Genomic DNA, 24,346 nt, shown 5'->3' on the forward strand with positions numbered 1-24,346 from the left:
GCCCGCCGCCAGGCTTAAACGACGCTAGAGCGGGGAGATGGTGTGCTTCTTGGGCAGGTCCTTCTCCTGCTTATCGGCAAGCTGGCGCAGCGCGCGGCGCAGAGCCAAGCGCGACTCGGAGGGCTTAATCATGCCGTCGAGGTAGCCACGCTCCGCGGCGACATAAGGCGCGGTCATGGTCTCGTCGTAGAAGTCCATGAACACCTTCTTCGTCATGGCGCGCTGCTCCGGGGTCTCGGCAGCCTCGAGCTGCTTGCCGGCAATCATGACCACCGCGGCGGCCGAGCCCATCACGGCGATCTGGGCTGTCGGCCACGCCAGGTTGATATCACCGGTCAGGTTCTTCGAACCCATCACGGCGTATGCACCGCCATAAGCCTTGCGCACGATGAGCGAAACCTTTGGCACGGTGGCCTCCACCACGGCAAACGCGAACTTCGCGCCGCGGTGAATCAGACCAGCCTTCTCCTGGTCCACGCCCGGCAGGTAGCCCGGCGTATCGACCACGAAGACCAGCGGAATGTTATAGGCATCGCAGATGCGGATAAAGCGCGCGCCCTTATCGGCGGCATCCGCGTCGATACAGCCCGCCGAATGCATCGGGTTATTCGCCACAAAGCCCACGGCCTTGCCGTCGATGCGCCCAAAGGCGGTGATGACGTTGGGGGCGTAGTTTTCCTGGATTTCGATGAGATCGTCATCGTCGCCAAGCTGCGTGAGCAGGTCCATCATGTCGTAGCCGGCGTTCGTATCATCCGGCATGAAGGAATCCAGCTCGGTGTCCTCAGCTACCTCGTCATCAGTAGGCGCGTCGAAGACCGGGGACTCGTCGAAGCAGGTCAGCGGCAGGTGGTCGAGCAAATCGCGCACCATGTCGAAGGCCTCGTCCTCCGAGGGCACCACGACGGACACGTTGCCGTTGAGCTCCTGCTGGCGGGCGGAACCCAAGTCGTGGGAAGAAATCTCCTCGCCCGTGACCTCCTTGATCACGTTCGGGCCCGTCACGTACATCTCCGCCTCACCATCGACGGCGATGATGAAGTCCGTGGTCACCGGCGCATACACCGCACCACCGGCGGACTTGCCCATCATGATGGAAATCTGCGGGCTGCGGCCGGACAGCGGCAGCTGGCGGCGGGCAATCTCCGAGTACATGGCCAGCGACGTCACCGCGTCCTGAATACGCGCGCCGCCGGAATCCTGGATGCCGATAACCGGGCAGCCAATCTTGATGGCCAAATCCATGATGTCCGTGACCTTCTTGCCAAAGGTCACGCCCACGGAACCGCCGTACACAGTCTTATCGTGCGCATAAATGCACACCGGGCGGCCGTTGATGCGGCCGTGGCCGGTGACCACGCCGTCGGAGTAAATCGCATCCGGGTCGCCGGGGGTCTTGCCCAGGGCGCCGGTTTCGACGAAAGAGCCTTCGTCGAGAAGCGCGGCGATGCGTTGGCGCGGAGTCGAGCGGCCGGCCTCATCGCGGCGTGCCCGGGAGCGTTCACTGCCGGGATCCTGGGCACGCTCGAGGCGCTCGCGTAGGTCCGCTAGCTTGTCAGCGGTGCTAGTCACTTCCGAATCTTCTCCTCGATCCATTCCTCCATGTGCTTGCCCACGATACCGATTGCGGGCTCGTCGGGAACCGCCAGGTGGTCGCCCGGCAGCTGCACAATCTCCAGATCCTTCACGATAACGCCCCAGCCACCGTCCGGGTTAATCTCCGCATAGGCAGGCTCGAGCTCGATGGCGCCGTCATGCATGCGCTCGGAGCGGAAGAGGATGACGGGCACGCTTACCGACGCCCACCGTCCCATATCCAGCGAGCCCAGAATCTGGTTATCCACGAAGGACGCACGTTGGTGTTCGAGCACGCCGGCGGACAGGCCGTGCTCAGAGGCGTCGGTGGAGCTAAGGAATTCCGCGAGCATGGCCATGAGTGCATCCTCGCCCACGGTCTCCAGCATCTCGTAGGGCGGCTCGAAGTCGAGGCCATAGGTCTTCTTGGCGAAGGCGGCGTAGCGCCCCCAGCGGGCCTTGGTTTCCTCCAGTGTCTTCGGCGCTGGGTTAGCCGGCTGGGTGGTATCCAGCAGAGCGATAAAGGCAACCTCAGCAGTATCCTCGCCGCGAGCTTGACGCTCCTGCAGCTGGTAGGCCACCTCATAGGCCAGCGCGCCGCCGAAGGACCAGCCGCCAAGCACGACCTTGCGGCCGCGCGCGTAGTGCAGGATGTCCTCGATGTAGGCGGCGGCGCGCTCCTCCAGGCTGCCTTCAAGGCGCTCCACGCCGTAGACGGCGACGTCGGCAGGCAGGCGGCGGGTCAGCGGCTGGTAGACCACGGTGGTGCCGCCGGCCGGGTGGAACATGAAGACGGCGGGGCCATCGGCCTCGCGCAGGACACGGATATTGCCCTCGACCTCAGTCTCCAGGCCCTCGCGGACGAGGTCCGCCAGGTTCTCCAGCGCTTCGGCCTCGTGGACCTGGTGCGCAGTGACCTCGATGCCAGCGCGCTCGGTGAGGCGTTCGGCAATCTTTTCTGCCACCTCATCGCTGACCTGCGGTAGCGCGGAGGTCACGCCGGCTGCGGCCGTACCTGTGAAGGTGGCCCAGGTGCCGAAGACCATGCGCTCGGAGGCATCGCGCGGTGCAACGCCCACGCCTTCGCCGCCCTTCGCGCTCACCGCGGAGGCGTCTGGGGTGGTGTCGTCGCTCTCGGTGAGCGCGGAGGGTGCGTCGGCGGTCGCGTCGGCGCTTGCGGTTGCGGCATCGGGCTGCTCGGACACGGCCTCTTCGACCATGGTGATGACGTCGGCGAGGGAGGCGTCGCGAAGCGCCTGCACCTGCAGCGGCGGAATCTGGAAGTCATTCTCCACCCGGTTCTTGATGCGCATGCCCATGAGCGAATCCAGGCCCAGATCAATGAGCGGCAGCTCGCGCGGGAGATCGGAGACGTCGTAGCCCATGGACTCCGACACGATGAGCGCCAAGCGCTCCTCCACGCTCTCCTTCTCCGGGTCCCAGCGCACGGCGTCGACGCCCACGTCGGGGTCAGCAAACTGCGGCGCGGTCACGGCCTGCGGCAGGCTCGGCTCGGCCGTCGGGGTGGGTTCTGCAAGGTTGAGGGTCGAGGCAAAACCTTCCGCAACAAGCTTGGTGGTCGCTCCATCCACGTAGTGCACCGCCACCGACAGCCCGCCCAGCGTGCGGCGAACAATGGTGGTGACCTCGCCCTTCGCGGGCAGATCCAGGTGCTCCTCGCTCGCCGCGATGTGCGCGCCCGGGGTGACGGCCTCGGCGGCGGCCTCCAGGATGGCCAGCGCGCTCGGCGCCTGGTCAGCGTTCGTGGAGAACGCCACCGCGCCCTCCGGCAGCGTCACGCGCGCGCCCGGCAGGCCGGACACGCCCGACGAGGGACGAGCGTTGGTCCAGAAACGCTGGCGGCGGAAGCGGGTATGCGGGGCGGCGACAAGCGCGCCGGAACCAAAGACCTTGGTGTAGTTCACCGGAGTTCCCGCGACGTAGAGCTTGCCCAGCAGATCCAGCAGCGACTCGGTAGGGTCCACCTTGCGCTTCAGGCTGTAAAGCAGCTGCGCATCCGCCTTGCCCGCGGCAAAGGCGGTGGACATCAGGCCCATGAGCGCAATCGGGTTCGGGGAAATCTCAACGATCTGCATGTGGCCCGCCGCAAAGGCTGCCTCCGCTGCGTCCTGCAGGTAGACGGGCTTGCGGGTCATGCGGATCCAGTAGTCCTCATCGTGCAGCACCGTACCGGGGCGGTAGACCTTGCCGCGGTCGACGGAGGAGAAGAGCGTCGTGTGCAGCGGGCGGGTCTCGATGCCAGCGATTTCCGCATAGAGCTCACCGAGGAGCGGGTCGACGGCGGAGGTGTGGCCCGCGCCCTTGACGTTGAGCGCGCGGGCGAACTTGCCCTCGCCTTCGAGGCGCTCCACCAGCGCGAGGACCTCTTCGCGCGGACCACCGACGGTGGTCATGCCGGGGCCGGTGTACACGGCAGGTTCGATGGAACCCGGAAGGGCGTCAATCTCCTCGGCGGAGAGCTCGACGACGGCCATGGCGCCCTGCTGATCGTCGGGAAGCGAGGCCTCGCCCTCCCCCATCAGGCGTGCGCGGTGGCAGGCGATGAGCATGGCGTCGGCCGCCGTGATGCCGCCCGCAGCATAGGCCGCGCCGATCTCACCCATGGACATGCCGATAACGCCGGCAGGGCGCACGCCGAAGGTGGCGAGCAGATCCGTCAGCGCTATCTGGATGGCGGTGATGGCCACCTGCGCGGTTTCGGTGTTGTAGGTCTGGGCGTCGTCGTGCACCAGCTCCAGGATGGACCAGCCGGATTCGCGCTGCACGATGGCGTCGAGCTCCTCCAGGCGCTCCTTGAACAGCGGCGAGATCTCAATCATGTCCTTGGCCATCTTGCGGTGCTGGGAGCCAAAGCCGGAGTACATGAAGACGGGGCCGTGGACGGAGGGAGAATCCGCCGCGGCGATGCCCACGGAGACGGTTCCCTCGGCGACCTGTCGCAGGCGCTTGACAGCTTCCTCGCTGGACGACGCCACCACTACCGCACGCGAGCGCCCATGGTTGCGGCGCGCAAGGGTACGGGCCAGGGAAAGCAGGTTCGGGTTCTCTGCCTCGATATAGTCCGCCAAGTCGGAAGCCGCTGCGGCGCGGCGGGAGGGCAGCAGGCCGGAGACCGGCAGGGCCACTGGCTGCCCCTCGCCGATGGCGACCTGCGGGGCGTCCTGGTGGGTCAGCCCGCGGTAGTCGGTCAACACCACGTGGGCATTGGTGCCGCCGAAGCCGAAGCCGGAGACACCCGCGACCTTCTGGCCGGAATATTCGGGCCATTCGCGCGGATCCTCGACCACTTCGAGGTGCTCGGCGTCGAAATCGATATAGCGGTTGGGGCCCGCGTAGTTGATATTCGGCGGGATGACGCCGTGGCGCATTCCTTCGATGACCTTGATGAGGCCCACCACGCCGGCGGCGGACTCGGAGTGGCCGATGTTGGTCTTGGCAGAACCCAGCAGGGTCGGGTTCGCGGCCTGGCGGCCCGGGCCCAACACGCGGCCGAGCGCGGTGGCCTCGATGGGGTCACCGAGGATGGTGCCGGTGCCGTGGGCCTCGACGTAGTCCACGTCCTGCGGGCGGATGCCGGCGTCGGCATAGGCGCGCTCGAGGACGTCGACCTGCGCCTCCGGGTTGGGGGCGGTCAGGCCGTTGGAGTGGCCGTCGGAGTTGACCGCGGTGCCCTTGATGACGGCATGGATGGTGTCGCCATCGCGCTCGGCGTCCTCGAGGCGCTTGAGCACGAGCACGCCCGCGGCATCCGCGCGGACGATGCCATCGGCATCATCGGAAAAGGCGTGGATGGCGCTGGTGGGAGAGGTGACACCCAGCTCACTAAAGGCGATGGAGGCGTGGGGTGAAGCCAGGATGTTCACGCCGCCGGCGAGTGCCGTATCAGCCGCACCCACGCGCAGGTCCTTGACCGCCTGGTTGACCGCCACGAGGGAGGCGGAGCACGCGGTGTCCACGTTGATGGAAGGGCCGCGCAGATCGAAGGCGTAGGAAAGGCGGTTAGCCACGATCGCTGAGGACGTACCCGTCATGGCATAAGGGTGCATCTCCGCCGGGTCGGCGGTAATGAGCATGCCGTAGTCATTGTTGGTGGAGCCCATGTAGACACCGGTGGCCGTGCCGCGCAGCTGGTTGGCGGGTACGCCGGCGTCCTCGAGGGCCTCCCACGAGACCTCCATGAGGATGCGCTGCTGCGGGTCCATGTTAGCCGCCTCCAGCGGGGAGAGACCAAAGAACTCGGGGTCGAAGGAAGCGATGTCCTCGATATAGCCACCGTCGGTGTTCTGCTGCTCAATCTTCTCGCTGGTAATGGGATCAGAAGAGTATTCCGACCAGCGCCCGACAGGCAGCGGGCCGGTGCCGGCGCGGCCTTCGACGAGCATGGTCCAGAACTCATCAACGTTCTTAGCCCCCGGGAAGCGGCCAGCGTAACCGATGACAGCGATGTCACCGCCCGCGATGGTGGCCGGGCGTGGCGACGCCTCCTTCGGTGCGCTCTCCCCTGCAGCGGCCGCACCGTTGACCAGGCGCTCAGCCAGCTGCGCGATGGTGGGGTACTCGTAGGCCACGGTGGGCTCGAGCTTAATGCCGAGGAGGTTTTCTAATTCGCCGGAAAGGACCACTGCGTCACGCGAGGACAGCCCAAAATTCTCCAGCGGTTTGGTGTCCGTGATTTCCTCTGCCGACAGGCCGGTGGTCTGCGCAACCCAGGTGCGCAACCAGCCACGAAGCTCTTCAACGGTCATAAATCTCTAGCTTTCTTACGCGGACTAAAAAATATCTAACTCTGCATTCGATTTTGCGCAGCACGAAAACGCGCACGTCGAAGCGTACATAGGGGTTATCGACCAATTATCTCACTTTGTTAACTTGGGTTTCATAACCGACATACCCACAGGCAGCAGCAACCCCCGCCCCGCAGTAGCGCGGGAACGGGGGTTTAAGCGGCGTGGGCTTTAGGAAGCGAGGTAGATCTTCTTGGCCACGCGGCGGGCAATCTTGCCCGAGGAGGTGCGCTTGATCTCGTTTGCGTTAAACCACTGGATGACCGCCGGGGTCACGCCGTGGTTCGCGGAGACCGCGGAGCGGATGGCTTCGGACGCGGCGGCGTCATCGGCCGGGTTGGCGCCATCGGCGCGCTCGATGAGCAGCACAAGCTCCTCGGTGCTGCCGCCCTCCACGGAGAAGGCCGCGATGGAATCCGCACGGACGTGGCCCGAGGCCTCCTGCACGGTGCCCTCGATGTCCTGCGGGTAGTGGTTGCGGCCTGCGACCACGATGAGGTCCTTGAGGCGGCCGGTGATGTAGAGCTGGTTATCCACGATTGCCGCGAGGTCACCGGTGGCCAACCAGTTATTGTCCTCCGGGGCATTCGGCACGCGGGTGCCCTCCGCCAAGCGCTCCCCCAGCGTGTTGTGGAATGTCGAGGCGGTTTCCTCTGCGCGGTCCAGGTAGCCGGCGGCTCGGTTCTCGCCGTGCAGCCAAATCTCGCCCACGCGGCCATCCGGCAGCTCGGTCTTGGTCTCCGGGTCCACGATGGTCAAGTGCTGGGCCACGACGCTCTGGCCACAGGAGGCATAGGCCACGGAGTCCGCGGACTTCTCCACGATGACCGCCTCACCCTCGGCCAGACGCTCGCGGTCAAAGTGAGAAATGATCGGGCGCTCCGGGGTCTGCGGCGTGGTGACAATCAACGAGGCCTCCGCCATGCCATAGGACGGGCGCAGGGCATCGCGGCGCAGGCCAAACTCTTCCTTGCCGAAGGTCTCCCAGAAGGAATTCACCGCAGACTCGGTCACCGGCTCCGAGCCGATCACGATGCCGTCGACGTTGCTGAAGTCCAGCTTCTCCCCCTCCGCCGGGGCGCCGTAGCGCGCGGCGAGCTCGAGGGCGAAGTTCGGAACCACGGCATAGGTACCTTGCAGCTGCTCATCGATGGGCTGGCGCTTGAGCTGATCAATCCAGCGCTTGGGCTGCTGCACGAAGTCGCGCGGCGTCATGATTTCCAGGTTGAGGCCCAGAATCGTCACGAAGACCGCCAGGATGATGCCCATATCGTGGTGCATCGGCAGCCAGGACACCACGCGCGCTGGCAGCTTGATCTGTACCGCGGTGAAGATCTGCAGCACGTTGGTCATGATGTTGCGGTTGGTCAGCAGCACGCCCGCAGGTGTCCGGGTGGAGCCGGAGGTGTACTGCAGGAAGGCCGGGTGGTCCACCGGCGCGGTCTGCAGCGCGGCCAAGGCCGCCTTGCCCTCCTCCGTCTCCAGCGGGTTCACCCAGCTCTGCGCCAGGGAATCCGGCAGGGAGTCGATGGAGATGATGCGCGGGCGCTCGGCCGCCGGGCGGTCCGAGAAGTATGCACGGTTCGCGGCGGCCGAGATGTTATTGGTCAGCACGATCGACGGGTTTGCGTCACCAAAGACCGCCCGCAGGTGGTCGGTGTGGCCGGGCTCGTTCGGATCATAGAGTGGGATCGGGGTCATGCCCGCGTACATCGCGCCGAGGAAGCCGAAGATGTACTCGGGGGAGTTGCCCGCCAGGATCGCCACGCGGTCCCCCATCTTGCCTACCTGCTGCAGGCGCGCAGCCACTGCCTTGATGCGGGTATTGACCTGGGAACGGGTGACATCGCGCGGCGTTCCCTCCGGGTTATCGCTATAGACCCATTGGCGCATTACCGGGCGGTCCGGGATACCCGCCTGCTGCTCCGCGGCATAGACGTGTTCGGCAAGGCCCGCCAACGTGAGGTGGGGCGGCAGGGCGATGTTGCCCTTCTCGTCGAAGAACTGGCCGATCAAGGCTTTCAGGTCCATGTGGGAAAGCTCCTTCGTAGGGTAGAGCGGGGCACATACCCCTGCATCACGTACTTTTGACATTAAAAATATCAGAAGGACTACGCCGACCGTTACATGGCGCGCAGGCGGGACGTCGCCAAGCGCTATTGTGCGTCGATGGTGTCCTTGGCCCACTGCGTCACCCATTGGTTGGCGGTGGTGCCTTCGATAGTGTCCGGATTAGAGGCATACAGTGCGTGGACGCCGTTGGCGTCGATGAGATCGCGGGCGCGCTCCAGACCGTTGCTAACGTCCAGTGGCGCATCACAGATGGAGTCATTCGGCGCGCAGATTTGGAAGGTGCGGTCCGCTAGCGTTCCGAAACCGTTGGCGCGCTCACCGCGCATCGTGGCGCCCGGGACGATGCCCTGAATCAACGTTGAGACCGGCTGCAGGGCAATCTCCGCGCCCACGCCCCCGACGTGCGCGCCCGGGTTAATGCCCACGCCGTCCTGGCGCCGCCCGTCCGCGATGAGTGCGACACCCGCCACGCTCTCTGCGGGCACGGGCCCGTTGCCGCCGCCGATTCGGTCCGCCACATCACCCGCGATGACCGCGCCCTGCGAAAAGCCGCTCAGGATGAACTTCGTGTTCGGGCAGGTTTCGTGCATGTAGGTCAGCTCGCCCTCCAGGCGCGAGGTGCCCTCGTTGCGGGAATCGTCGTAGCTCATCTCGTGCTGCGCGTTAATGTTCTTGAACTGCGCGGTGTACGGCAGCGTCCACACCTTGACGTCCTCGGGAACGTAGGCCTCCTTCAGCGGATTCGTAATCGACAGCATGAAGGAGTTCGGGTTCGCCCCCGGGTTGATCGGATCATCGTCCGCGGCGGATTCCCACGTTCCCGGCGCGGAGATGAACTCCACGCGCGGGCACCAATCCGGTTGCTCGGGGGTTGCGTTTTCTTCGCCCTCCCCCTGGGAGGGGGCGGGCTCCGCAAGGTTTCCTTGCTCTCCTTCCTCGCGGGTGTTGAGGAAGTGGACCGCTCCCCCGCCAATCACGGCGAGGAGAACAACGACGGCAAGGACGGTAAGTGTTTTACGCATGAAGAAATTTCTACCTCGAGAAGGCACGGGATTGTCTGGAAAATCCCTGCCACGTTACTGAGCGCAGAGCTTGCGGCCCTGCTCGGTGATGAGCCGGACTAGTTCCTCGTGGCTAAGCTCGGTGCGGCCCTGCTCGATGAGCTGTCCGGCCACTGCCGGTGCGGTGACGGCATCGCCCTGGCAGGAGGCCTGCGCGGCACCCACCACTTGGTCTTCCACGCCGTCGACGTTTACGCCGGCCTTCGCCACCGCAGCCAGGAAGTCCTGGTCTGGGCCTTGCGCGGGAGCGGGGGCGGGGATCTCGGAGATCTCGTGTGCGCCGCGGTCTTCCGGCTCCCCGTCCTGTTCCTCTTCGGTGCGCGACGCCGACGAAGAGCTTTCCGACGCCCCACTAGCTGACGCCGAGCTTGCCGACGCCCCGCCGCTCGCCGCGGAGGAACGCTCCAACGGCGCCACGGAGGTGTCGGTGGCCTCGCCCTCCTCGACGGTGGCGGAACCGCAACCGCTCAACAGGGCACCGGCGGCGAGCAGCACGGCCGCGCCGGCTGCCGCGGCGGGACGCGCGGAGAAAAGACGCATGGCGGTTCTCCTACTTCTTATCCGCCTGGACCTGGCCCATGACCTCACGGATGACGCCATGCTGGAAGGACTGGGTCAGCCCACCGGCCGGAATGGAGGCGTAGTCCTCCGTCGGCCAGCCAAACTCGCCCTGCTCCCAGCCGTGCTTGCCCCACTCATCGAAAATCTTGCCCTTGAGGATGTAGTGCGCGCCGGAGTCCATGGACCAGTAGATGTTGCCGTGCTCGAATTCCTGGAAGAAGCCGCCGTTGACGGCCTTTTCCTCACCAACCGGGAAGCCCAGCTCGGACTCAGCAGCCTTCAGCTCCTTGTACTTCGCGCCGATAGCGCCGTGCACGATGTGGAAGGAACCGTCCAGGTTGCGGGTCAGCACGCCGTCCTCGAAATCCTGGACCTGGCCGTCGCCGACCTTGCGGGCCTCGGCAACCGGGTACTTGAGGTCGCCGCCCTCGAAGCCGTTCTTGCCCCATGCATCGAAGAAGTCCTTCGGGATCGGCCAAGCGCCGGTCTCCGGGGTCCAGTAGATGGAGCCGTGCTCGAAGTGGACGTAGCGGCCGCGGCCGTCGGGGGTCTTTTCCTCGCCGGTCGTCGGGAAGCCCAGCCAGGAGGTCGGGCCACCGAGCTCGGAGTAGCGAGCGCCGATGCGGCCAATCACGGCGTGTGCGCCGGTCTCCGGGGACCAGTAGGCGGTACCAGCCTGGAAGTCCTGGGCCTTGCCGCGCTCGGCGACGTCATACTCGTTGTTCACGCAGTTACCGATGATGCCGGACTTGGTGGCCTCCGCAATGGCCCCGACCGGGGTGCAGTCCGCGCCGCGGTCGCTCTTGTCCAGGCCGAGAGAATCAGCGATGTAAGGCCATGCCTCGGTCATCTCAAACTGCCAGTATTCCCAGCTGTGAACGCCGGTCGGACGGAACTTGACCACCGGCTCGACGCCAGCGCGCTTAGCGTAATCAACGAAGGTCTGGGTGGACATGCGGGAGATGGCCTCCAGGCCCACGCCGGCCATGTTGGCCTGGCCCTTGGCCACCGAGCCGATCTGGCCGTAGTCATCCTTGCCGTTACCGGCGGAGACATAGACCTTCATGTCCTTGAGGTTCTCGATGCCCAGCTTCGGATCGTGGTCGATCCAATCCTGGGAGTACAGGTCACCCCACATATTGGTAGAGGTGAATCCGCCGGCATCGGCCTGCGCGGCGGTAATGGCCTCCGGCATGCCGGTGGTGGTGGTATCGAGGTAGCCCGAGAAGGAGCCAACGTACTTGAAGGCCCAGGGGTTGCGCTCAGCAAGGTTGACAGCGGCGGTACCGCCCATGGAGATGCCGGTGACGGCGCGCTTGCCGTTGGAGCGGTAGCCCTTCTCCAGGATCGGGATGAGTTCCTTCATCAGGAAGGTCTCCCACATGTAGTGCCTGCCGTTGTCTTCCTTCTGCCAGTCGGAGTAGAAGGAGGACTCGCCGCCCACCGGCATGATGAGGTTGACGTTGCGGTCAGCGTACTGGGACAAGATGTTGGTCTCGATGGTCCAGCCGGACTCGTCGTCGCGGGCACGCAGGCCGTCGAGCGCCCAGACCTCCGGGAAGGTCTTGTCCGGGTTGGAGTACCAGTCACGCGCGAGCTGGATCTGCACAACCTGTTCCTTGTCCGGCATGGCGGCGGACTTGATGTAGACCTTGAGGTGGCGGTTGGTCAGGTACTCAACGCGGGACACGGACACGCCCTCCGGCAAGCCCTCGATCTTCGGGTATTCCGTCTCCACCGGAGTGCGCTGCGGCGGATTGGACGGGGCGAAGGAATCGGAGAGGTTGGAGCTGCCCAGAAGATCGGTAATTCCGTCGCTGGAAGAGCCGGAGGACTGCGCGTTTGCAATAGGCAGCAGCGCAAAGCCCACGGCCACGGCGGTGGGCAGTGCAGCGATGGTCAGGCCCTTGCGGGCTGCGGACGGGGAACGCAGGCCGGAAGCCTTGGCGGACCGGCGGGGCTGAGTTGACGCAGTGTTCGGCATTGAAGAGTCCTTGTTAGGGGTAAATCGAGATGAGGGCACGCGCTACCGCGAGCGGGCTCCGCAGGTTCCCCTCCTGCGGAACTCGCCACCGTACGCGTAGTGAGCGGTCTAATGTGTTCTCAAGTTTAAGTTTAACTTGAGACTTTGGGAAGGGGGACACGCCCACCATGGCTATGAAAAAGCCGCCGTGCTCAAGAGCACGGCGGCCACGCAGGAGATGATTACCAAGCGTTCATTACGTTAAGCACCTGTGGCTTGGAGCGTTCGAGTTGGTATCCGAACTGCTCCCAGTTGTGCAGGCCCTGTGCCGGGTAATTCGTCTGCAGGCGAACGCCCATTGCGCGGGCCTTCAGCTCCCACAGGCGGGTGGTGCCGTTGGCAAAGCCTTCCAGGGCCACGCCGGCCGCGATGTGCTCCGGACGGTAGCGCTGCTGATCCACCGGCCCCGGGATGCCGGACGCGGCGGAGACATAAACATCCGTTCCGTTCGCAGCCAGTTCCGGGATCAGATTGAACGGATCATTGCTGAAGCGCTTCGGGTTGATGATGGACCCGTACATGGCGTTGATGTTGAAGCCGCCGGCGTCGAGAAGCGCCAAGCGCATGAACGTCTGAGCGCCCGGCAAGGTCGTGGTGAGGTAGCCGGAGTAGGACAGCGCCTGGCGAAACTGCCCCGGGTGCTTGCCAGCGAGGGTGATGGCAGCGGTAGCGCCCATGGACAGGCCGGCAACTGAGTTGTTGTTGCGGGCCACTCCGAAGTTGCCCTCCAGGTAGGCCGGCAGCTCCTGGGTCAGGAAGGTCTCCCACTGGTAGTTGACCGGCTTGACCAAGTCATAGGTGGCCGGGCCGTTCCAGTCCGCGTAGAAGGACGCTGCGCCACCCACCGGCATCACCAGGGTGATGTTGTGGTCGACATAGGTGCGCGCGGCGTTGACGTCATTGATCCAGGCATTGGTGGTATCGGTAGCGCGCAGGCCATCGAGCAGGTACAGACCTGCGTTGCCGCCGTTCTTAGCCGGCTGGATCTGCACTGGGATGTTGCGGCCCATTGCCTGGGACCACACGTCGCAGCGCTGTACCCAGTAGCCGACGCGGTCCCACTCGCAGGCACCGGTGGCGTCGCCACGCAGCCAGTCCCGGTTGGCGGCGGATGCTTCTTGCGTACCCGCGGTCACTACCAGGCCCAAAGCCACAGCGATGGCTGCCACCACTGAGAGGACCCGAGTCCGCAGGCCAGAGCTTAGTGAACTCATGTTTCTCCTTAACGTTTTTACTGCCACTACTACATCGCCAACACGCCAGCGATAGTTACAGATCAATAACAAGAATCTTGTTTAGCGTAACGCACCCTGGCAATTTTCGCCTACCCATGGGGGTGCTCCCCAGCTCACGCCAAGCTAATGGACAGGATAATCGCTCGGGTCAGACGGCAACATGAGCGTGCGCCCCGAGGTCAGCGAGAAAGCTAGGTTCGCGCGGAAGCGCTCCCATGTCAGGGGCGCGCTATAGGAAGCGATGAGTTCCTGCACTTCTGGGCTGTCCAGCGCGGCGCGCGCCTGGCGGGTCTTATCCTTGTCATACCACGGCGGGAGATACTCGATGTCCGCGCCCGTGAGTGCTGCTTGCCATTCCAGCTCGAGGGATTTGTCGTGGCCCACGCGCCCGCCTTCCTCGCGGGGCATGCGTGCGGCCATCGGCGTGGCCAGACCGATCGTGTCGAGAACCCGGACATCGAGCGGCGCGTTCATCGACGTCATACCCAAGTTCACCAAGTACACCGTCGGCGGCTCGTTCATTCCCGGCTCGCGCGGAACGGTGAGCCAGTTGAGCAGGTCCTTTTCTTTATCCTCCACATAGATGGTGGCCAGGGCATCTCCGCCGACGAGTTTCTCGCCGGCTTCTTCATAGCCGCGCATGAACTTCATCCCCAGGTAATCCCGCGCCGAGCGCGGCGGGTGGCCCGCCTCGCGGTTGGTGGCATAGGTCCAGAAATCACGCTCGTCCACGATGGACAGCGGCTTTTCATAGGCATCCCAATCCGTCGGATGCCCGCGCAGCACGATGATGAATGCCCACGCCGCACAGAAGGCCACCGCGAGCGAAGACACAAGGCCCTTGAGCGGCAGAACGAAAACGGGGAGAAGCGCGGCAAAGAGCGGTAGCAGCAGCATGCGGCCGTGCATGAAGTCACCGCCAACGCGCAGCACGTACAGCACGTGCACCGCCGCGGCCCCGACCATCAGGTAGGTCACGGTCGTGGCGCTGCGCAGCGCCGCCGGGCGCAGCTGGGTGCGGAAGGTCCACAATGCCGCACCCACCAGCACGAGAACGGGCAGATACAGGGCATAAGGCCCCACGAAATCCTTCAGGTAGTTCAGGCCGCTGCCCCACGCGCTTGACGACGCCGACTTGGCCACCGCCGTGTGCGGAGTCACCAGGCCGTAGTAGCCCATGCGGAAGAATTGGTAGCCCGCGGGAATGGGAAGGGCCGCGCCGAGGATGCCCAGCCACGCCTTCCAATTACGGTGTGCTGCCAAAAGCAGCAGGCCGGCCAGTCCGCCGTAGAGCGCGAACTCCGGGCGTACGAGCCAGGACAGCCCGGCCCACAGCGCTAGCCAGTAGGCGCTGGCGCTATCGCGGGACTGCGCCCAGTGCTGCAGCAGCGCCCATAGGGCCGCGAGGTAGAAAATGGACAGGCCCCATTCGAGCCCGGAGGTGAAGAAGTCACGGGCCGGGGGCAGCGCGAGGTAGACCAGCGCGCCCGCGGGAGCCACCAGCGGTGCGGCAAACTGGCCCGAGCGGAAGAAGGCGCGTGCCGTGGCCCACGCCCCCAGCACCATCGCCGCAACTGCCAGCACGAGGCCCAGGTTGACGGCGATGGATTCCAGCGGGGCGTTCGTTACCCACCGCACGAGGAGGATCAGGTATTGCCACAGCGTCGAGGTATTCGCCTCGACGCGCTCCCCCGCGTTGAAAACGGGCCCGTTTCCCTCCTCAAGGTTGCGCACAGTGCGCAGGACGATCAAACCGTCGTCGGAGATCCAGCGGCGGGCGAATCCACCCCAAAACGAGAAAACTCCGATCACGATGACCGAGGCCAGCGCGCTGAGCGCGGCCGCGGTACGTGTATCGGATTTTCGCATGAGGAGAGAGTTTAGCACTTGCCTTGCCCTGTTCCCGATCGCCGCTGGCTAGCCCACCATTACCGGCATGATGTAGACCGCCATGGCAATGCATGCCAGCCACACCAGGGCCAGAATCTGGAGGACGCGGTCCTCCAAGGCGATCTCGTCCGGTGCACCGCCATTGCCGCGGTCCACATCGGCGGCATAGCGCAGAATGGCGATGGTGAACGGCACCATGGAGATTTGGTACCACACGCTGGCCGGCCCATCAGACTCGTTGGAGAGCTGGAAGCCCCACAGGGAGTAGGACATAACCACGGCAGTAGCCGCCAGCGTCCATACGAAACGCAGGTAGGTGGGCGTGTACCCCTCCAAGGATTTGCGGATCTTGGCGCCCGTGCGCTGGGCTAAAAGGATCTCCGAGTAGCGCTTACCCGAGGCCATGAACAGGGAGCCGAACGCGGCCACCAGCAGGAACCACTGGGATAGCTCGATGCCCGCGGCCACGCCGCCGGCCATGGTCCGCAGCATGAAACCGGAAGACACCAGGGCGATGTCGATCACCGGCATGTGCTTCCACCCGAAGCAGTAGCCCAGCTGCAGGCCGATATAGATAGCCATGACGATGGCGAGCTGCAGGCCCGCCGTGGCCAAGAAGGACAGACCAATCGAGCCGATGATGAGCACGGCCGCCATGGCATAGGCCAGGCCCACCGGAAGCACGCCCGCCGCGATCGGGCGGAAGCGCTTCGTCGGGTGCTCACGGTCGGCCTCCACATCGCGGGCATCGTTGATGAGGTAAATGGAGGACGCGCCCATGCAGAAGACGATGAAGGCAAGGAGGACGTCGAGAAGCACGCGCGAATGGAACAGCGAGTCCGCGCCCGCGGCCGCAGGGGCGGCCAAGACCAGGACGTTCTTGACCCACTGCTTGGGGCGCAGGGCCTTGACCATGCCGTCGGCGAGGTTCTTCGGGGGCTTGCGCTTGCGGCCGGTATCTATACCGGAGGTGTGTGGCTCAGAGTGGAAGACTCTCTGTTCACCGTCGTCGACGCGGTTAGGTCGTTCGCTCATGCGGTCTTCCTTTCATAGCGGTGACATGCTTCCGCGGTGGCGGCTCCCAGCAGGGCGCCGAACGCCGTATCGGATGGGTAATGTACCCCGAGCACCATACGCGAGGCCATCATGACCGGCACACCAACGAGCGGTGCCGGGGTTCCCAGAACGCGCGCGGCACCCACAAGGAACGCCGTTGTGGACGTCGCGTGAGACGACGGAAAGGACAGCTTAGATGGGGTTTTCACGCCCACCTTGACGTAGTCGTAATCCGGGCGCTTGCGGCGCACAATGCGCTTGATCACAACGCTGGCCGCGTGCGCCGTAAAAGCGCCCACACCAACGGCCACCCACTGGCGGCGGCGCGCCGGCTTCTGGTAATTCACGGCGGCACCCAGACCGGATAGGGCCAGCCACCCCAGGGCGTGCTCGCCGAAATGGCTTAAGCCCCGCGCGGTGGGCAGAACGCCGGGGGCATCGAAGGCCACGTCCTGAATCTTCTCGAGGACGTGGGATTCGGCGATAGACAGCTTATTGGGCATCGAAGACCTTTCGCCAGGACTCGCGGGAGGTCAGCTCCGGCAGGGCCGCGCGGTACTCGGCGCGCAGGTCATCGAAGTTCTCCTCGATTTCCTTGAGCAGCTCGCGGGTGGATTTCACCAGCTCGAGGGCCAGCTCTCGGTCGCGCTTGCGGAAGGCCACGCCGGTGCCGCCCGCGGTGGAGACGGTGGCGGAATCGACGCGGGAGAGCGTGAACCAGCGGGCCTCCTCCGGGGTGAGGTTGAGCTGCGGCGCCTCGTGATGGGCCGGGTCTTCCTTGGTAACCAGGTGCTTGGCAGACTTGATGAGCCACGGAATCTTCTTGATCTTGCCCAGGCGGCCGCCGATGTTGCGGGTGGGCACGCCCGGCGCGCCGGTGGGCGCGGGCAGCTGATCCGCCGACTCGATGATGACGGCGTCCGGGAATTCCTTGCGGATCGCCGCGATGCGCGGCAGCGAGGACTCCAGGATGTCGAAGAGCTGATCCGGGCCGGCCAGGAAGTCCTTCATGGCCTCCAGCTGGATGGCCATGGTGGAGTACTCCATGCACATGGTGTGCTTGAGGGTGGACTTGAAGATGGACTTGGTAATCCCGCGCGCATCGCCCTCGTGGTAAAGGGCCGCCACGATGAGGCGGTTGCGCAGGTGGAAGTAGGCCTGCCAGTCGATGGCATCGTCCTTATCCGCCCAGGCCATGTGCCAGATGGCAGCGCCCGGCCAGGTCACCGTGGGGAAACCGTGGGCGGCGGCGCGCAGGGAGTATTCGGTGTCATCCCACTTGATGAACAGCGGCAGCGGCTGCCCGATGCTCTCCGCGACGACGCGCGGGAAGAGGCACATCCACCAGCCGTTGTATTCCACGTCGACGCGGCGGTGCAGCGCGCGGGAGTCGTACTTCTTCGGGTCGAGGTGGGACTGGGCGTCACCGATGGCGCGCAGCGGGTACTTGGCAAAGTCGTGGTCGTAGACGGCGTGCTCGGCCGCACCCCACATAAAGTCGGCGCGGTTGACGCGCTCGCCGGTGGTACGCAGCTGGGAGCGCTCCTGCAGGTTGAGCATCTGGCCGCCCACGATGAAGGGCTTGGCGGCGTAGCGCGCCGCTTGGACCGCACGGAGGATGGAATCCGGCTCGATGGCGATGTCATCGTCCATGTAGAGGATGTAGGGCGAGTCGGTATTCTCCAGCGCCTCGAACATGATGCGGGAGTAACCGCCCGAGCCGCCCAGGTTTCCCTGGCGGAACTCGCGGAAGCGCTCACCAAAGTGCGCCACCGCTTCGTCGTAGCCCGGCTCGTCCGCCGGGTGCTGGTTGCCCTGGTCCGGCATGAGGACGTAGTCGATGATGCCGTCCACCACCGGGTCCTCCGCCAGCGCCTGCAGTGCCGCGACGGCGTCGGTGGGGCGGTTAAAGGTCGGGATGCCCACGGCGACGCGCTTGTCCTGCGCCGGGTACTCACTGCCGTCCGGTAGGAGCTGCGGGTTCGGGGCGTGGGGGGCGCACCAGGAGGCGTCGGCAAGCACGGTGTCCTCAACGGCAGAGGCATCGAACCACAGCAGGCCGCCGTCCTCGAAGTTCTTCAGGGGCAGCTCAAACTCGTGGTGGCCGGTGGTCACCACGTGGTTGGCCACGGCGATGCGCTGGCCATCCTGCTTGGAACGGTAGAGGGAAATGTTGGCCTCGCCCTCGACGTCCATCACCAGCACGATGGACTTCAGCTGAGACCAGCGGCGCCAGTAGGCGGCCGGGAAGGCGTTGAAGTAGGTCTCGAAGGAGGCTTCCTCGCCGGCCGGGATGGTCACGGAGGTGCGGCCGCTCCAGCTGAGGCGCTCGCGGTTTTGCTCGGACTCGATGAGGTAGAGCATGCGGACGTCGACCGGCTCGCCACGCTTGGGCAGCAGGATGCGCTGTACGGGTTCGTACGCAGCAGTATTGTTGGCAGTCACGATATCTTCGGTTCTCCACACAGGTTTCGACAGTATTCAGGAACCAAGATTAGTGGTTTCGCACTCTTCAGCTGAGTTCCCACGCGGCTGAAAGCTAAGCCGAGAGGGGTGCATCCTCCGAGATGGGTTCGATGCCCAGACGGTTGAGCATGTAAAGCACGCGGGCGCCGAGGTCGTCAGCCAGCTCGCGGGTCTCCTCTACGGTTTCTGCCGTAGCGATATCCCAAATCTTGATGTCCTTGCCGACTTCGTCGCCTATGATTGCGGCGCCAAAAGGAAATCGACCTCGATGGTCACGAACTCGTGGCCGCAATTGTCAGAGGCTCAAGAGAGTGTCGAATCGGAGGGAGATTGAGAAAGTAGAGAACAATACTGACTAATTTTTCGCTAACTGACAACTATTAACTCTGTGCAATAAGAAGGATACTCCTCATAGCAACACATGATCAGTGTGTCTTTCTTCCTATTTCAGTCAGCTCAAAGAGTCGACTTTAGCGGACCTCTTCCCAACTGCTCCCCAAGTGAGATAAACGCCGGTACAAACAAGAAATGCTGCAAAAAGAACGCCAGCAAGGGAAAACGAAACCTTCAGAGAAATCCCCGCCATCACATGCCCCAATGAGGAACCAAGGATGGGCCTGACCCCCGACGTGTCTACTCTCCGGGGGTCAGGCCCCAAGCCCACCCGTGGAGTTCACAACCTATATAGGAACACGCCCCGACGAGGTGACGAGAATCCCCTCGTCGCTGTCGGACGGCGGTTTCCCGACCGGTGGCCCGGCCGCCGGCAAACCTCACCCGCGGCCGCCCGGGCCCTGTCCATGGCCAAGCCCAGTCTGGTGCCCCCGGCGCCAACGACTTCCGGTGCCACCCCGGGACGGTGAATTGCCCGTCATCCTCATTCCCGGGACCGGGTCGTCGAACAGCTCATCGGTACCGGTGCCTCGAACCACGGGCCCCGGGAGCACAGCGCAGCCGATCGCTTTGACGTCCACCCCGAGATGCGCCACGGATACTCCCGAAACGCCGGCAAAACGAACGCGCTTGCCTGGGAACAGCAGATCTCCGGTTCCATGCTGCTGAATGAGCTGACCATCGGCGACATCACTCGACCGAGCGTGCGGTACACCTTCCTGGGCACGCGGCACGACAATGCCGTGCTCCCCCACTAAAACTCCTTCGTGCGGGAACCCGGCGTCACCAACATCACCGTCCAAGACGTGTGCCCCGCCCACCGCACCGAGCACTACGGCTTCAATTACGCCCCTGTCGCCCAGGGCATCGTCGAGGACCCGCTGACCGGGACGGCGTGGCGGGACCACTGCACCGGTACCGGACCGGAGCGATAGTCCTCGACGGACGAGGATCAGGCGCCCGGGGAGCCTCCCGTCCGGCACGTCCACGACTCGGCGTAGCGGCCGCCCTTCGCCAGCAATTCATCGTGCGTGCCCCGTTCTGCGACCGTCCCGTCCTCCGAAAGCACGACGATGAGGTCGGCATCGCGGACGGTGTGCAGGCGATGGGCGACGACGATCACGGTGTGATCGCCGCGCAACGCTTCCATCGTGCCGACAATCGCCTGCTCAGTGGCCGCATCCAGCGAGGACGTTGGCTCGTCGAAAAGCACCACCGGGGAATCCTTCAGAAGCGCCCGGGCGATGGCGACGCGCTGCCGCTCGCCTCCCGACAGCAGCGTCCCCTCCTCCCCCACCGGGTTATCCCACCCGGAAGGCAGCAGCTCCACGATGCGGTCCACCCCGGATCGCCGGGCGGCCTCGCGCAAGCGGTCTCCGTCGCCGGGCTTGGAACCGAATCCGGGGTCGGCGAAGACCACGTTGTCCCGCACGGACGCGTCGAAGAGGAACGTCTCCTGGAACACCGGGGTCACCAGCGAGTTTACGCCGTCGGTGCCGATCCGAGGCAAGGGCACCCCGCCAATGAGGATCTCCCCCGAGTCCGGATCATGAAAACGCGACAGCAGCCGCATGACCGTCGTCTTGCCCGCCCCCGACGGTCCCACTACGGCAACCAGTGCTCCCTGAGGTGCACGGAAGCTGACGCCGTCGAGAACCTTCTTATCCCCGTACCCGAAGCTCACGCCGCGGAACTCCACGTCATGCCCGTCGGGCAGCTCCGGTGCGGCAGGCTCGGGAAGGGCGGGGATCGCCCGCAGGTCACGCAGCGCAGCCAACGTGTTGCGGCCCGCGCCGAAACCGCCGGACAACGCTCCCGCCGTGGTGATCGGTCCGGTGAACTGGACGACCACAATGAGCATCGGCGCCAAATGCGCCGGTGACATCCCGCCCGTCGCGGCGACCGCCACGGCGACGACCACCGCCGCCGTGAACACCGCATGGACGACCGAGCCCAACCGTCCGATGGCCGCGCCTTGCGTCGACGTCGCCTTCGCGAACGCATCGTGTTGGGCCTGGATCGCCTCATCCACCATCGCGTCCGCCGCCGAACCGTCGCCCGCGGCGCGAATCACCTGCTGGCCGCGGGTGAACTCGATCAGCCTGCCGGAGACGGCAGCTACGGCGTCAGCATGCGCTTCGTCCGACTCCCCGCCAACCCGGCCAATGGCCCGGTAGGCGAAGAAGAGCACCGGCGCCGACGCGACGAGAACCAACCCGACGCGCCAATCCACCGCCAGAATTCCGAGAGCGATGACGGTCGGCGCAACCACAGCAGCGATGACGGGCCTCAGGATCACGTGCGGCACGGACGCCGCGAACGCCATGCCCGAAGACGCCATCTCCGAAAAGCGGCCGGCCGTGGACTTGGTGACGTACCCGAGTGGCAACGTCAGCACGCGTTCGCCCAGGGAACGCAGCAGGGACGACAGCACCGCTGCGGAATTCGCCCTGCCGACCGTCCCCGCGGCGAGGGACAGCACCGCATGGGCGGCCGCGAGGCCGGCGATGACGCCGGTGAAACGCCACGCCGTCGCATCATCTCCCACGGCCAGAGCCGACAGCAGCGGCAGCAGCGCGACGAACGCCGCACCCTGTGCCAGCGCGGCAAGCGCGGCCAACGCAATGAGCCACGCCAGCGTCATCTTCGAGCGCCGATCCGTCATCGACCACAAGTCCCGGATCATCGGTTCCCTGCCTTTTCATCGTCTGCTTCAGTGCCCCGCGGGGCGGATGGTTCGTCGTCGAGCGCGAACGCGCGCCACAGATCCCGGTAGCGGCCACCGCGCGCAAGCAACTCGTCGTGGGTGCCCGCCTCCGCGACCGCTCCCCCATCGAGAACGAGGATGCGGTCGGCGTTGCGGATCGTGCTCAATCTGTGCGCAATCACGATCACCGTCCGCGAACGAGCCAAACGCTCGATTGCGGACTGAATGAGGGCCTCGGAAGCCGGATCCGCGTAAGCGGTTGCCTCGTCGAAGATGAGCACCGGCGCGTCCGTGACAATCGACCTCGCGATGGCCACGCGCTGCGCCTCACCACCGGAAAAGGTCACGTCGACGTTGACCACCGAATCCAGGCCCTTCGGCAGCGCCGCGATGACCGTATCGAGGTTCGCGAGCTTCGCGGCCGCCATGATTTCGCCGTCGGTGGCGTCTCTCCTGGCCAGCCGGATGTTCTCCCGCAAGGGCAGCGTGAGCAACTGCGGATCCTGGAACACCACCGACACCGAACGGTGCACGTCGCGCACGGCGATGTCGCGAAGATCGTCGCCGCCCAGCAGCACCGAGCCTTCGACAGGGTCGTGGAAACGTGCCAACAGCCGGGCGACGGTGGACTTTCCGGAACCGGAGGACCCCACCAGCGCCGTGAGGGTCCCCGGTTCGAACGTCGCGGACATCCCGTCGAGGACCCGCGGCCCATCCCCGTAGGAGAAGACCAGGTTCCGAACCTCGAGCGCGCCCCCGCGCGCGGGCACCGGATCGGCGGGCTCGGCGATCGGCGGCGTGCTCAGCACCTTCGCAATGGACTTCAGAGCGGCGAGCCCCGCGATGATGGGTTCGGAGTTCATGGCCACCCGCACGATCGCCGCGGAGAGTCCAAGGCCGAGAACCAGCCCGGCGACGAGACCCTCGGGTTTGCCGCCCGCGGTGTCCCTCAAAGCGAGGCCGGCGCCGCACACCACTGCGAGGACCGTGATCGGGGACGTCACCACGTCGATGAGCCCGAGATAGATGTTCGACTGCCGGGACCAGGCGGACCACGCGCGGACGAACGACGACGCCGCAGCATCGTAGCGGCCCGCGCCCTGGTTGGCGCGTCCGAAGGACTTCATCACAGGGATGCCGCGCACCAACTCGATGACCGCAGCCGTCACTTTTTCAGAGGCTCGCTCGTAGTCGCGCTGAAGATCGGCTCCGCGCGAAATCATCATGCCCATCAGGGCGAAGGTGACCAGCACTGGGACGACCGCCACCGCCGCGATCCGCCAATCGACCGCGACGAGCGCGATGAGGGAAAGCAGGGGAACCAGCACCGCCACCACGGTCTCGCCGACGGTGTGGCCCATGAGCTGGTGGACGGCCGCGACGTCCTTCTCAACCGACCCGATGATCCCCGACGAGCGCCGGGCGTCCAGCCAACCCAGCGGCAGCTTCCGGATATGGGCAACCAACCGGCGCCGGAGGTGGAGCTGCAGGTCGTTATCCGCCCGGTGCGAGAGCATGCCGGCGGCGCCGTCCGCAGCCATTCGCACCGTCGCGGCGACGACGATGACAACCACGGCCAACCACGTCCGATGCACCGGGGCCTCCGGGTACGTCATCGCGATGTCGATGATGCCGACCAGCGAAGCGACGGTAGCCACCGACGACAGGACGGACAACGCGACCACCGCACGCATCCGGGTCCGGATCGGGGCGAGCAGCGACCACGGGCCGACGGTCCCGTCCACGGCGCTCACTTCCCCGCCTCCCCGATCGCGCTTTTCTTCGCGAGAGTGCAGAAATACACCATGCCGGCGCGTGAGGCTCCGTCCAGCTTCAGCCCGTTGGCTTCGGCGAGGTCCTCGAGCTCGCTGCCCCGGAACACCCGGTGGCCCATCTTCGCCATGACGGCCATGTCGACCCGCTCGTTCACGTCGGGATCCTCGACGAACGTCTGCACGTAAGCGATGCCGCCGTCGGCGAGCAACCCGGAGACCCTGCCGAGCGCGGCTCCCGCATCCTTCATTTGGTGGAGCGCGCCACACACCCAGATTTCACAGGCCCCGCCGGGCTCTCCCGCGAGCGGCGTGAGGATGTCGGCAACGTGGAATTCCGTCCGGGCCCCGAGCCCGTCGGCGGCGGCGCGTTCGCGGGCGATGCGGATCGCATTGGGCGACAGGTCGTAGCCGACGATGTTCGCCCTGCGATAGCGAGACTCAGCGGCGAGCGTGCGGGCGAGCCACCCGGTTCCACAACCGAGGTCGAGGACCCGGGCCGGCGCATCCGGCCCGGGATCCAGCGCACGGAGCTTCCGGTACACGGCGGCGGCGTCCATCGGTTCGCGCGCATAGCGGCTTAGGAACCTCGGCTCGACCTTGTCCTCGTAGGCCGCGAGGAGCCTGCGGTTGTTCTGGACGATCTGGGCGATCGACTTCATCTGGTTCTGTCTCCGGGTGTGTGGGCCGCGTCCACGCGGCGGTTTCGGGTTAGATGCTCGGATTCGC

The 24,346-nt window shown here is 65.4% G+C and carries 16 protein-coding genes and 1 pseudogene; 1 reads left to right on the forward strand and 16 read right to left on the reverse strand.

Translation table 11 applies throughout. From position 1 onward, the window contains the following. Window positions 1-24: 24 nt before the first annotated feature. From HMPREF2912_RS06825 to HMPREF2912_RS12865, 13 genes and pseudogenes are all read right to left on the reverse strand, one after another. Entirely contained in the window at window positions 25-1,572 is a 1,548-nt protein-coding gene (locus tag HMPREF2912_RS06825; RefSeq protein ID WP_369815759.1) for an acyl-CoA carboxylase subunit beta, read from the reverse strand. Beyond that, window positions 1,569-6,341, reverse strand: a complete 4,773-nt coding sequence (locus HMPREF2912_RS06830) for a type I polyketide synthase (RefSeq protein WP_070624341.1) — start codon at window positions 6,339-6,341, stop codon at window positions 1,569-1,571. Before HMPREF2912_RS06830 ends, HMPREF2912_RS06825 begins: the two co-directional genes overlap by 4 nt. 210 nt (window positions 6,342-6,551) lie before the next feature. Beyond that, entirely contained in the window at window positions 6,552-8,411 is a 1,860-nt protein-coding gene (locus tag HMPREF2912_RS06835; protein ID WP_070683668.1) for a FadD32-like long-chain-fatty-acid--AMP ligase, read from the reverse strand. 125 nt (window positions 8,412-8,536) lie between these two features. After that, window positions 8,537-9,475 carry a cutinase family protein gene (locus HMPREF2912_RS06840; protein ID WP_070624342.1) on the reverse strand — a complete coding sequence of 313 codons (939 nt, stop codon included), beginning with the start codon at window positions 9,473-9,475 and terminating at the stop codon, window positions 8,537-8,539. Between the two features lie 54 nt (window positions 9,476-9,529). Then, complete coding sequence (locus tag HMPREF2912_RS06845; protein ID WP_070624343.1) at window positions 9,530-10,054, reverse strand: DUF732 domain-containing protein; 525 nt, start codon at window positions 10,052-10,054, stop codon at window positions 9,530-9,532. 10 nt (window positions 10,055-10,064) lie between these two features. Then, window positions 10,065-11,978, reverse strand: a complete 1,914-nt coding sequence (locus HMPREF2912_RS06850) for an alpha/beta hydrolase-fold protein (RefSeq protein WP_371441105.1) — start codon at window positions 11,976-11,978, stop codon at window positions 10,065-10,067. Window positions 11,979-12,280: 302 nt separating this feature from the next. Continuing rightward, a complete protein-coding gene (locus HMPREF2912_RS06855; RefSeq protein WP_070683672.1) occupies window positions 12,281-13,312 on the reverse strand; it encodes an alpha/beta hydrolase in 1,032 nt (343 codons plus the stop codon). 144 nt (window positions 13,313-13,456) lie between these two features. Next, a complete protein-coding gene (locus tag HMPREF2912_RS06860) occupies window positions 13,457-15,202 on the reverse strand; it encodes an arabinofuranosyltransferase AftB family protein (RefSeq protein ID WP_070683674.1) in 1,746 nt (581 codons plus the stop codon). A gap of 48 nt (window positions 15,203-15,250) precedes the next feature. Next, on the reverse strand, window positions 15,251-16,258 hold the full coding sequence (locus HMPREF2912_RS06865; RefSeq protein WP_070597014.1) for a decaprenyl-phosphate phosphoribosyltransferase: 1,008 nt from the start codon (window positions 16,256-16,258) through the stop codon (window positions 15,251-15,253). After that, window positions 16,255-16,782, reverse strand: coding sequence for a phosphatase PAP2 family protein (locus HMPREF2912_RS06870; protein WP_070683676.1), 528 nt, complete (start codon window positions 16,780-16,782; stop codon window positions 16,255-16,257). Before HMPREF2912_RS06870 ends, HMPREF2912_RS06865 begins: the two co-directional genes overlap by 4 nt. Beyond that, window positions 16,772-18,724 carry a glycosyltransferase gene (locus tag HMPREF2912_RS06875; RefSeq protein WP_070624345.1) on the reverse strand — a complete coding sequence of 651 codons (1,953 nt, stop codon included), beginning with the start codon at window positions 18,722-18,724 and terminating at the stop codon, window positions 16,772-16,774. The genes HMPREF2912_RS06870 and HMPREF2912_RS06875 overlap by 11 nt, the downstream gene beginning before the upstream one ends. 94 nt (window positions 18,725-18,818) lie before the next feature. Continuing rightward, window positions 18,819-18,977, reverse strand: a pseudogene (locus HMPREF2912_RS06880) (protein tyrosine phosphatase); the annotation flags it as partial. 541 nt (window positions 18,978-19,518) lie between these two features. Further along, a complete protein-coding gene (locus tag HMPREF2912_RS12865) occupies window positions 19,519-19,893 on the reverse strand; it encodes a hypothetical protein (RefSeq protein ID WP_141746424.1) in 375 nt (124 codons plus the stop codon). 12 nt (window positions 19,894-19,905) lie between these two features. On the opposite strand from HMPREF2912_RS12865, the gene HMPREF2912_RS13005 reads away from it, so the two are divergent. Then, window positions 19,906-20,073 carry a hypothetical protein gene (locus HMPREF2912_RS13005; RefSeq protein ID WP_154736589.1) on the forward strand — a complete coding sequence of 56 codons (168 nt, stop codon included), beginning with the start codon at window positions 19,906-19,908 and terminating at the stop codon, window positions 20,071-20,073. A 17-nt stretch (window positions 20,074-20,090) separates the two neighbouring features. Here the strand turns inward: HMPREF2912_RS13005 and HMPREF2912_RS06890 are convergent, their stop codons facing one another. The 3 genes from HMPREF2912_RS06890 to HMPREF2912_RS06900 are packed head-to-tail and all read right to left on the reverse strand — an operon-like array spanning window position 20,091 to window position 24,279. Next, entirely contained in the window at window positions 20,091-21,824 is a 1,734-nt protein-coding gene (locus tag HMPREF2912_RS06890) for an ABC transporter ATP-binding protein (RefSeq protein ID WP_070517736.1), read from the reverse strand. Beyond that, a complete protein-coding gene (locus HMPREF2912_RS06895) occupies window positions 21,821-23,599 on the reverse strand; it encodes an ABC transporter ATP-binding protein (protein WP_070624346.1) in 1,779 nt (592 codons plus the stop codon). The genes HMPREF2912_RS06890 and HMPREF2912_RS06895 overlap by 4 nt, the downstream gene beginning before the upstream one ends. Then, window positions 23,596-24,279 (reverse strand): class I SAM-dependent methyltransferase, encoded by a 684-nt coding sequence (locus HMPREF2912_RS06900; protein WP_070624347.1) that lies wholly within the window; start codon window positions 24,277-24,279, stop codon window positions 23,596-23,598. Before HMPREF2912_RS06900 ends, HMPREF2912_RS06895 begins: the two co-directional genes overlap by 4 nt. Window positions 24,280-24,346: the final 67 nt, after the last annotated feature.

Source organism: Corynebacterium sp. HMSC056E09 (assembly GCF_001813425.1).
Classification (GTDB): Bacteria; Actinomycetota; Actinomycetes; order Mycobacteriales; family Mycobacteriaceae; genus Corynebacterium; species Corynebacterium hesseae.

Bases quoted from the DNA above. Each gene is read 5' to 3' on its own strand.
- HMPREF2912_RS06830 (WP_070624341.1), bottom strand. From the start codon at position 6,341: ATGACCGTTGAAGAGCTTCGTGGCTGGTTGCGCACCTGGGTTGCGCAG.
- HMPREF2912_RS06835 (WP_070683668.1), bottom strand. From the start codon at position 8,411: ATGGACCTGAAAGCCTTGATCGGCCAGTTCTTCGACGAGAAGGGCAAC.
- HMPREF2912_RS06840 (WP_070624342.1), bottom strand. From the start codon at position 9,475: ATGCGTAAAACACTTACCGTCCTTGCCGTCGTTGTTCTCCTCGCCGTG.
- HMPREF2912_RS06845 (WP_070624343.1), bottom strand. From the start codon at position 10,054: ATGCGTCTTTTCTCCGCGCGTCCCGCCGCGGCAGCCGGCGCGGCCGTG.
- HMPREF2912_RS06855 (WP_070683672.1), bottom strand. From the start codon at position 13,312: ATGAGTTCACTAAGCTCTGGCCTGCGGACTCGGGTCCTCTCAGTGGTG.
- HMPREF2912_RS06860 (WP_070683674.1), bottom strand. From the start codon at position 15,202: ATGCGAAAATCCGATACACGTACCGCGGCCGCGCTCAGCGCGCTGGCC.
- HMPREF2912_RS06865 (WP_070597014.1), bottom strand. From the start codon at position 16,258: ATGAGCGAACGACCTAACCGCGTCGACGACGGTGAACAGAGAGTCTTC.
- HMPREF2912_RS06870 (WP_070683676.1), bottom strand. From the start codon at position 16,782: ATGCCCAATAAGCTGTCTATCGCCGAATCCCACGTCCTCGAGAAGATT.
- HMPREF2912_RS06890 (WP_070517736.1), bottom strand. From the start codon at position 21,824: ATGATCCGGGACTTGTGGTCGATGACGGATCGGCGCTCGAAGATGACG.
- HMPREF2912_RS06900 (WP_070624347.1), bottom strand. From the start codon at position 24,279: ATGAAGTCGATCGCCCAGATCGTCCAGAACAACCGCAGGCTCCTCGCG.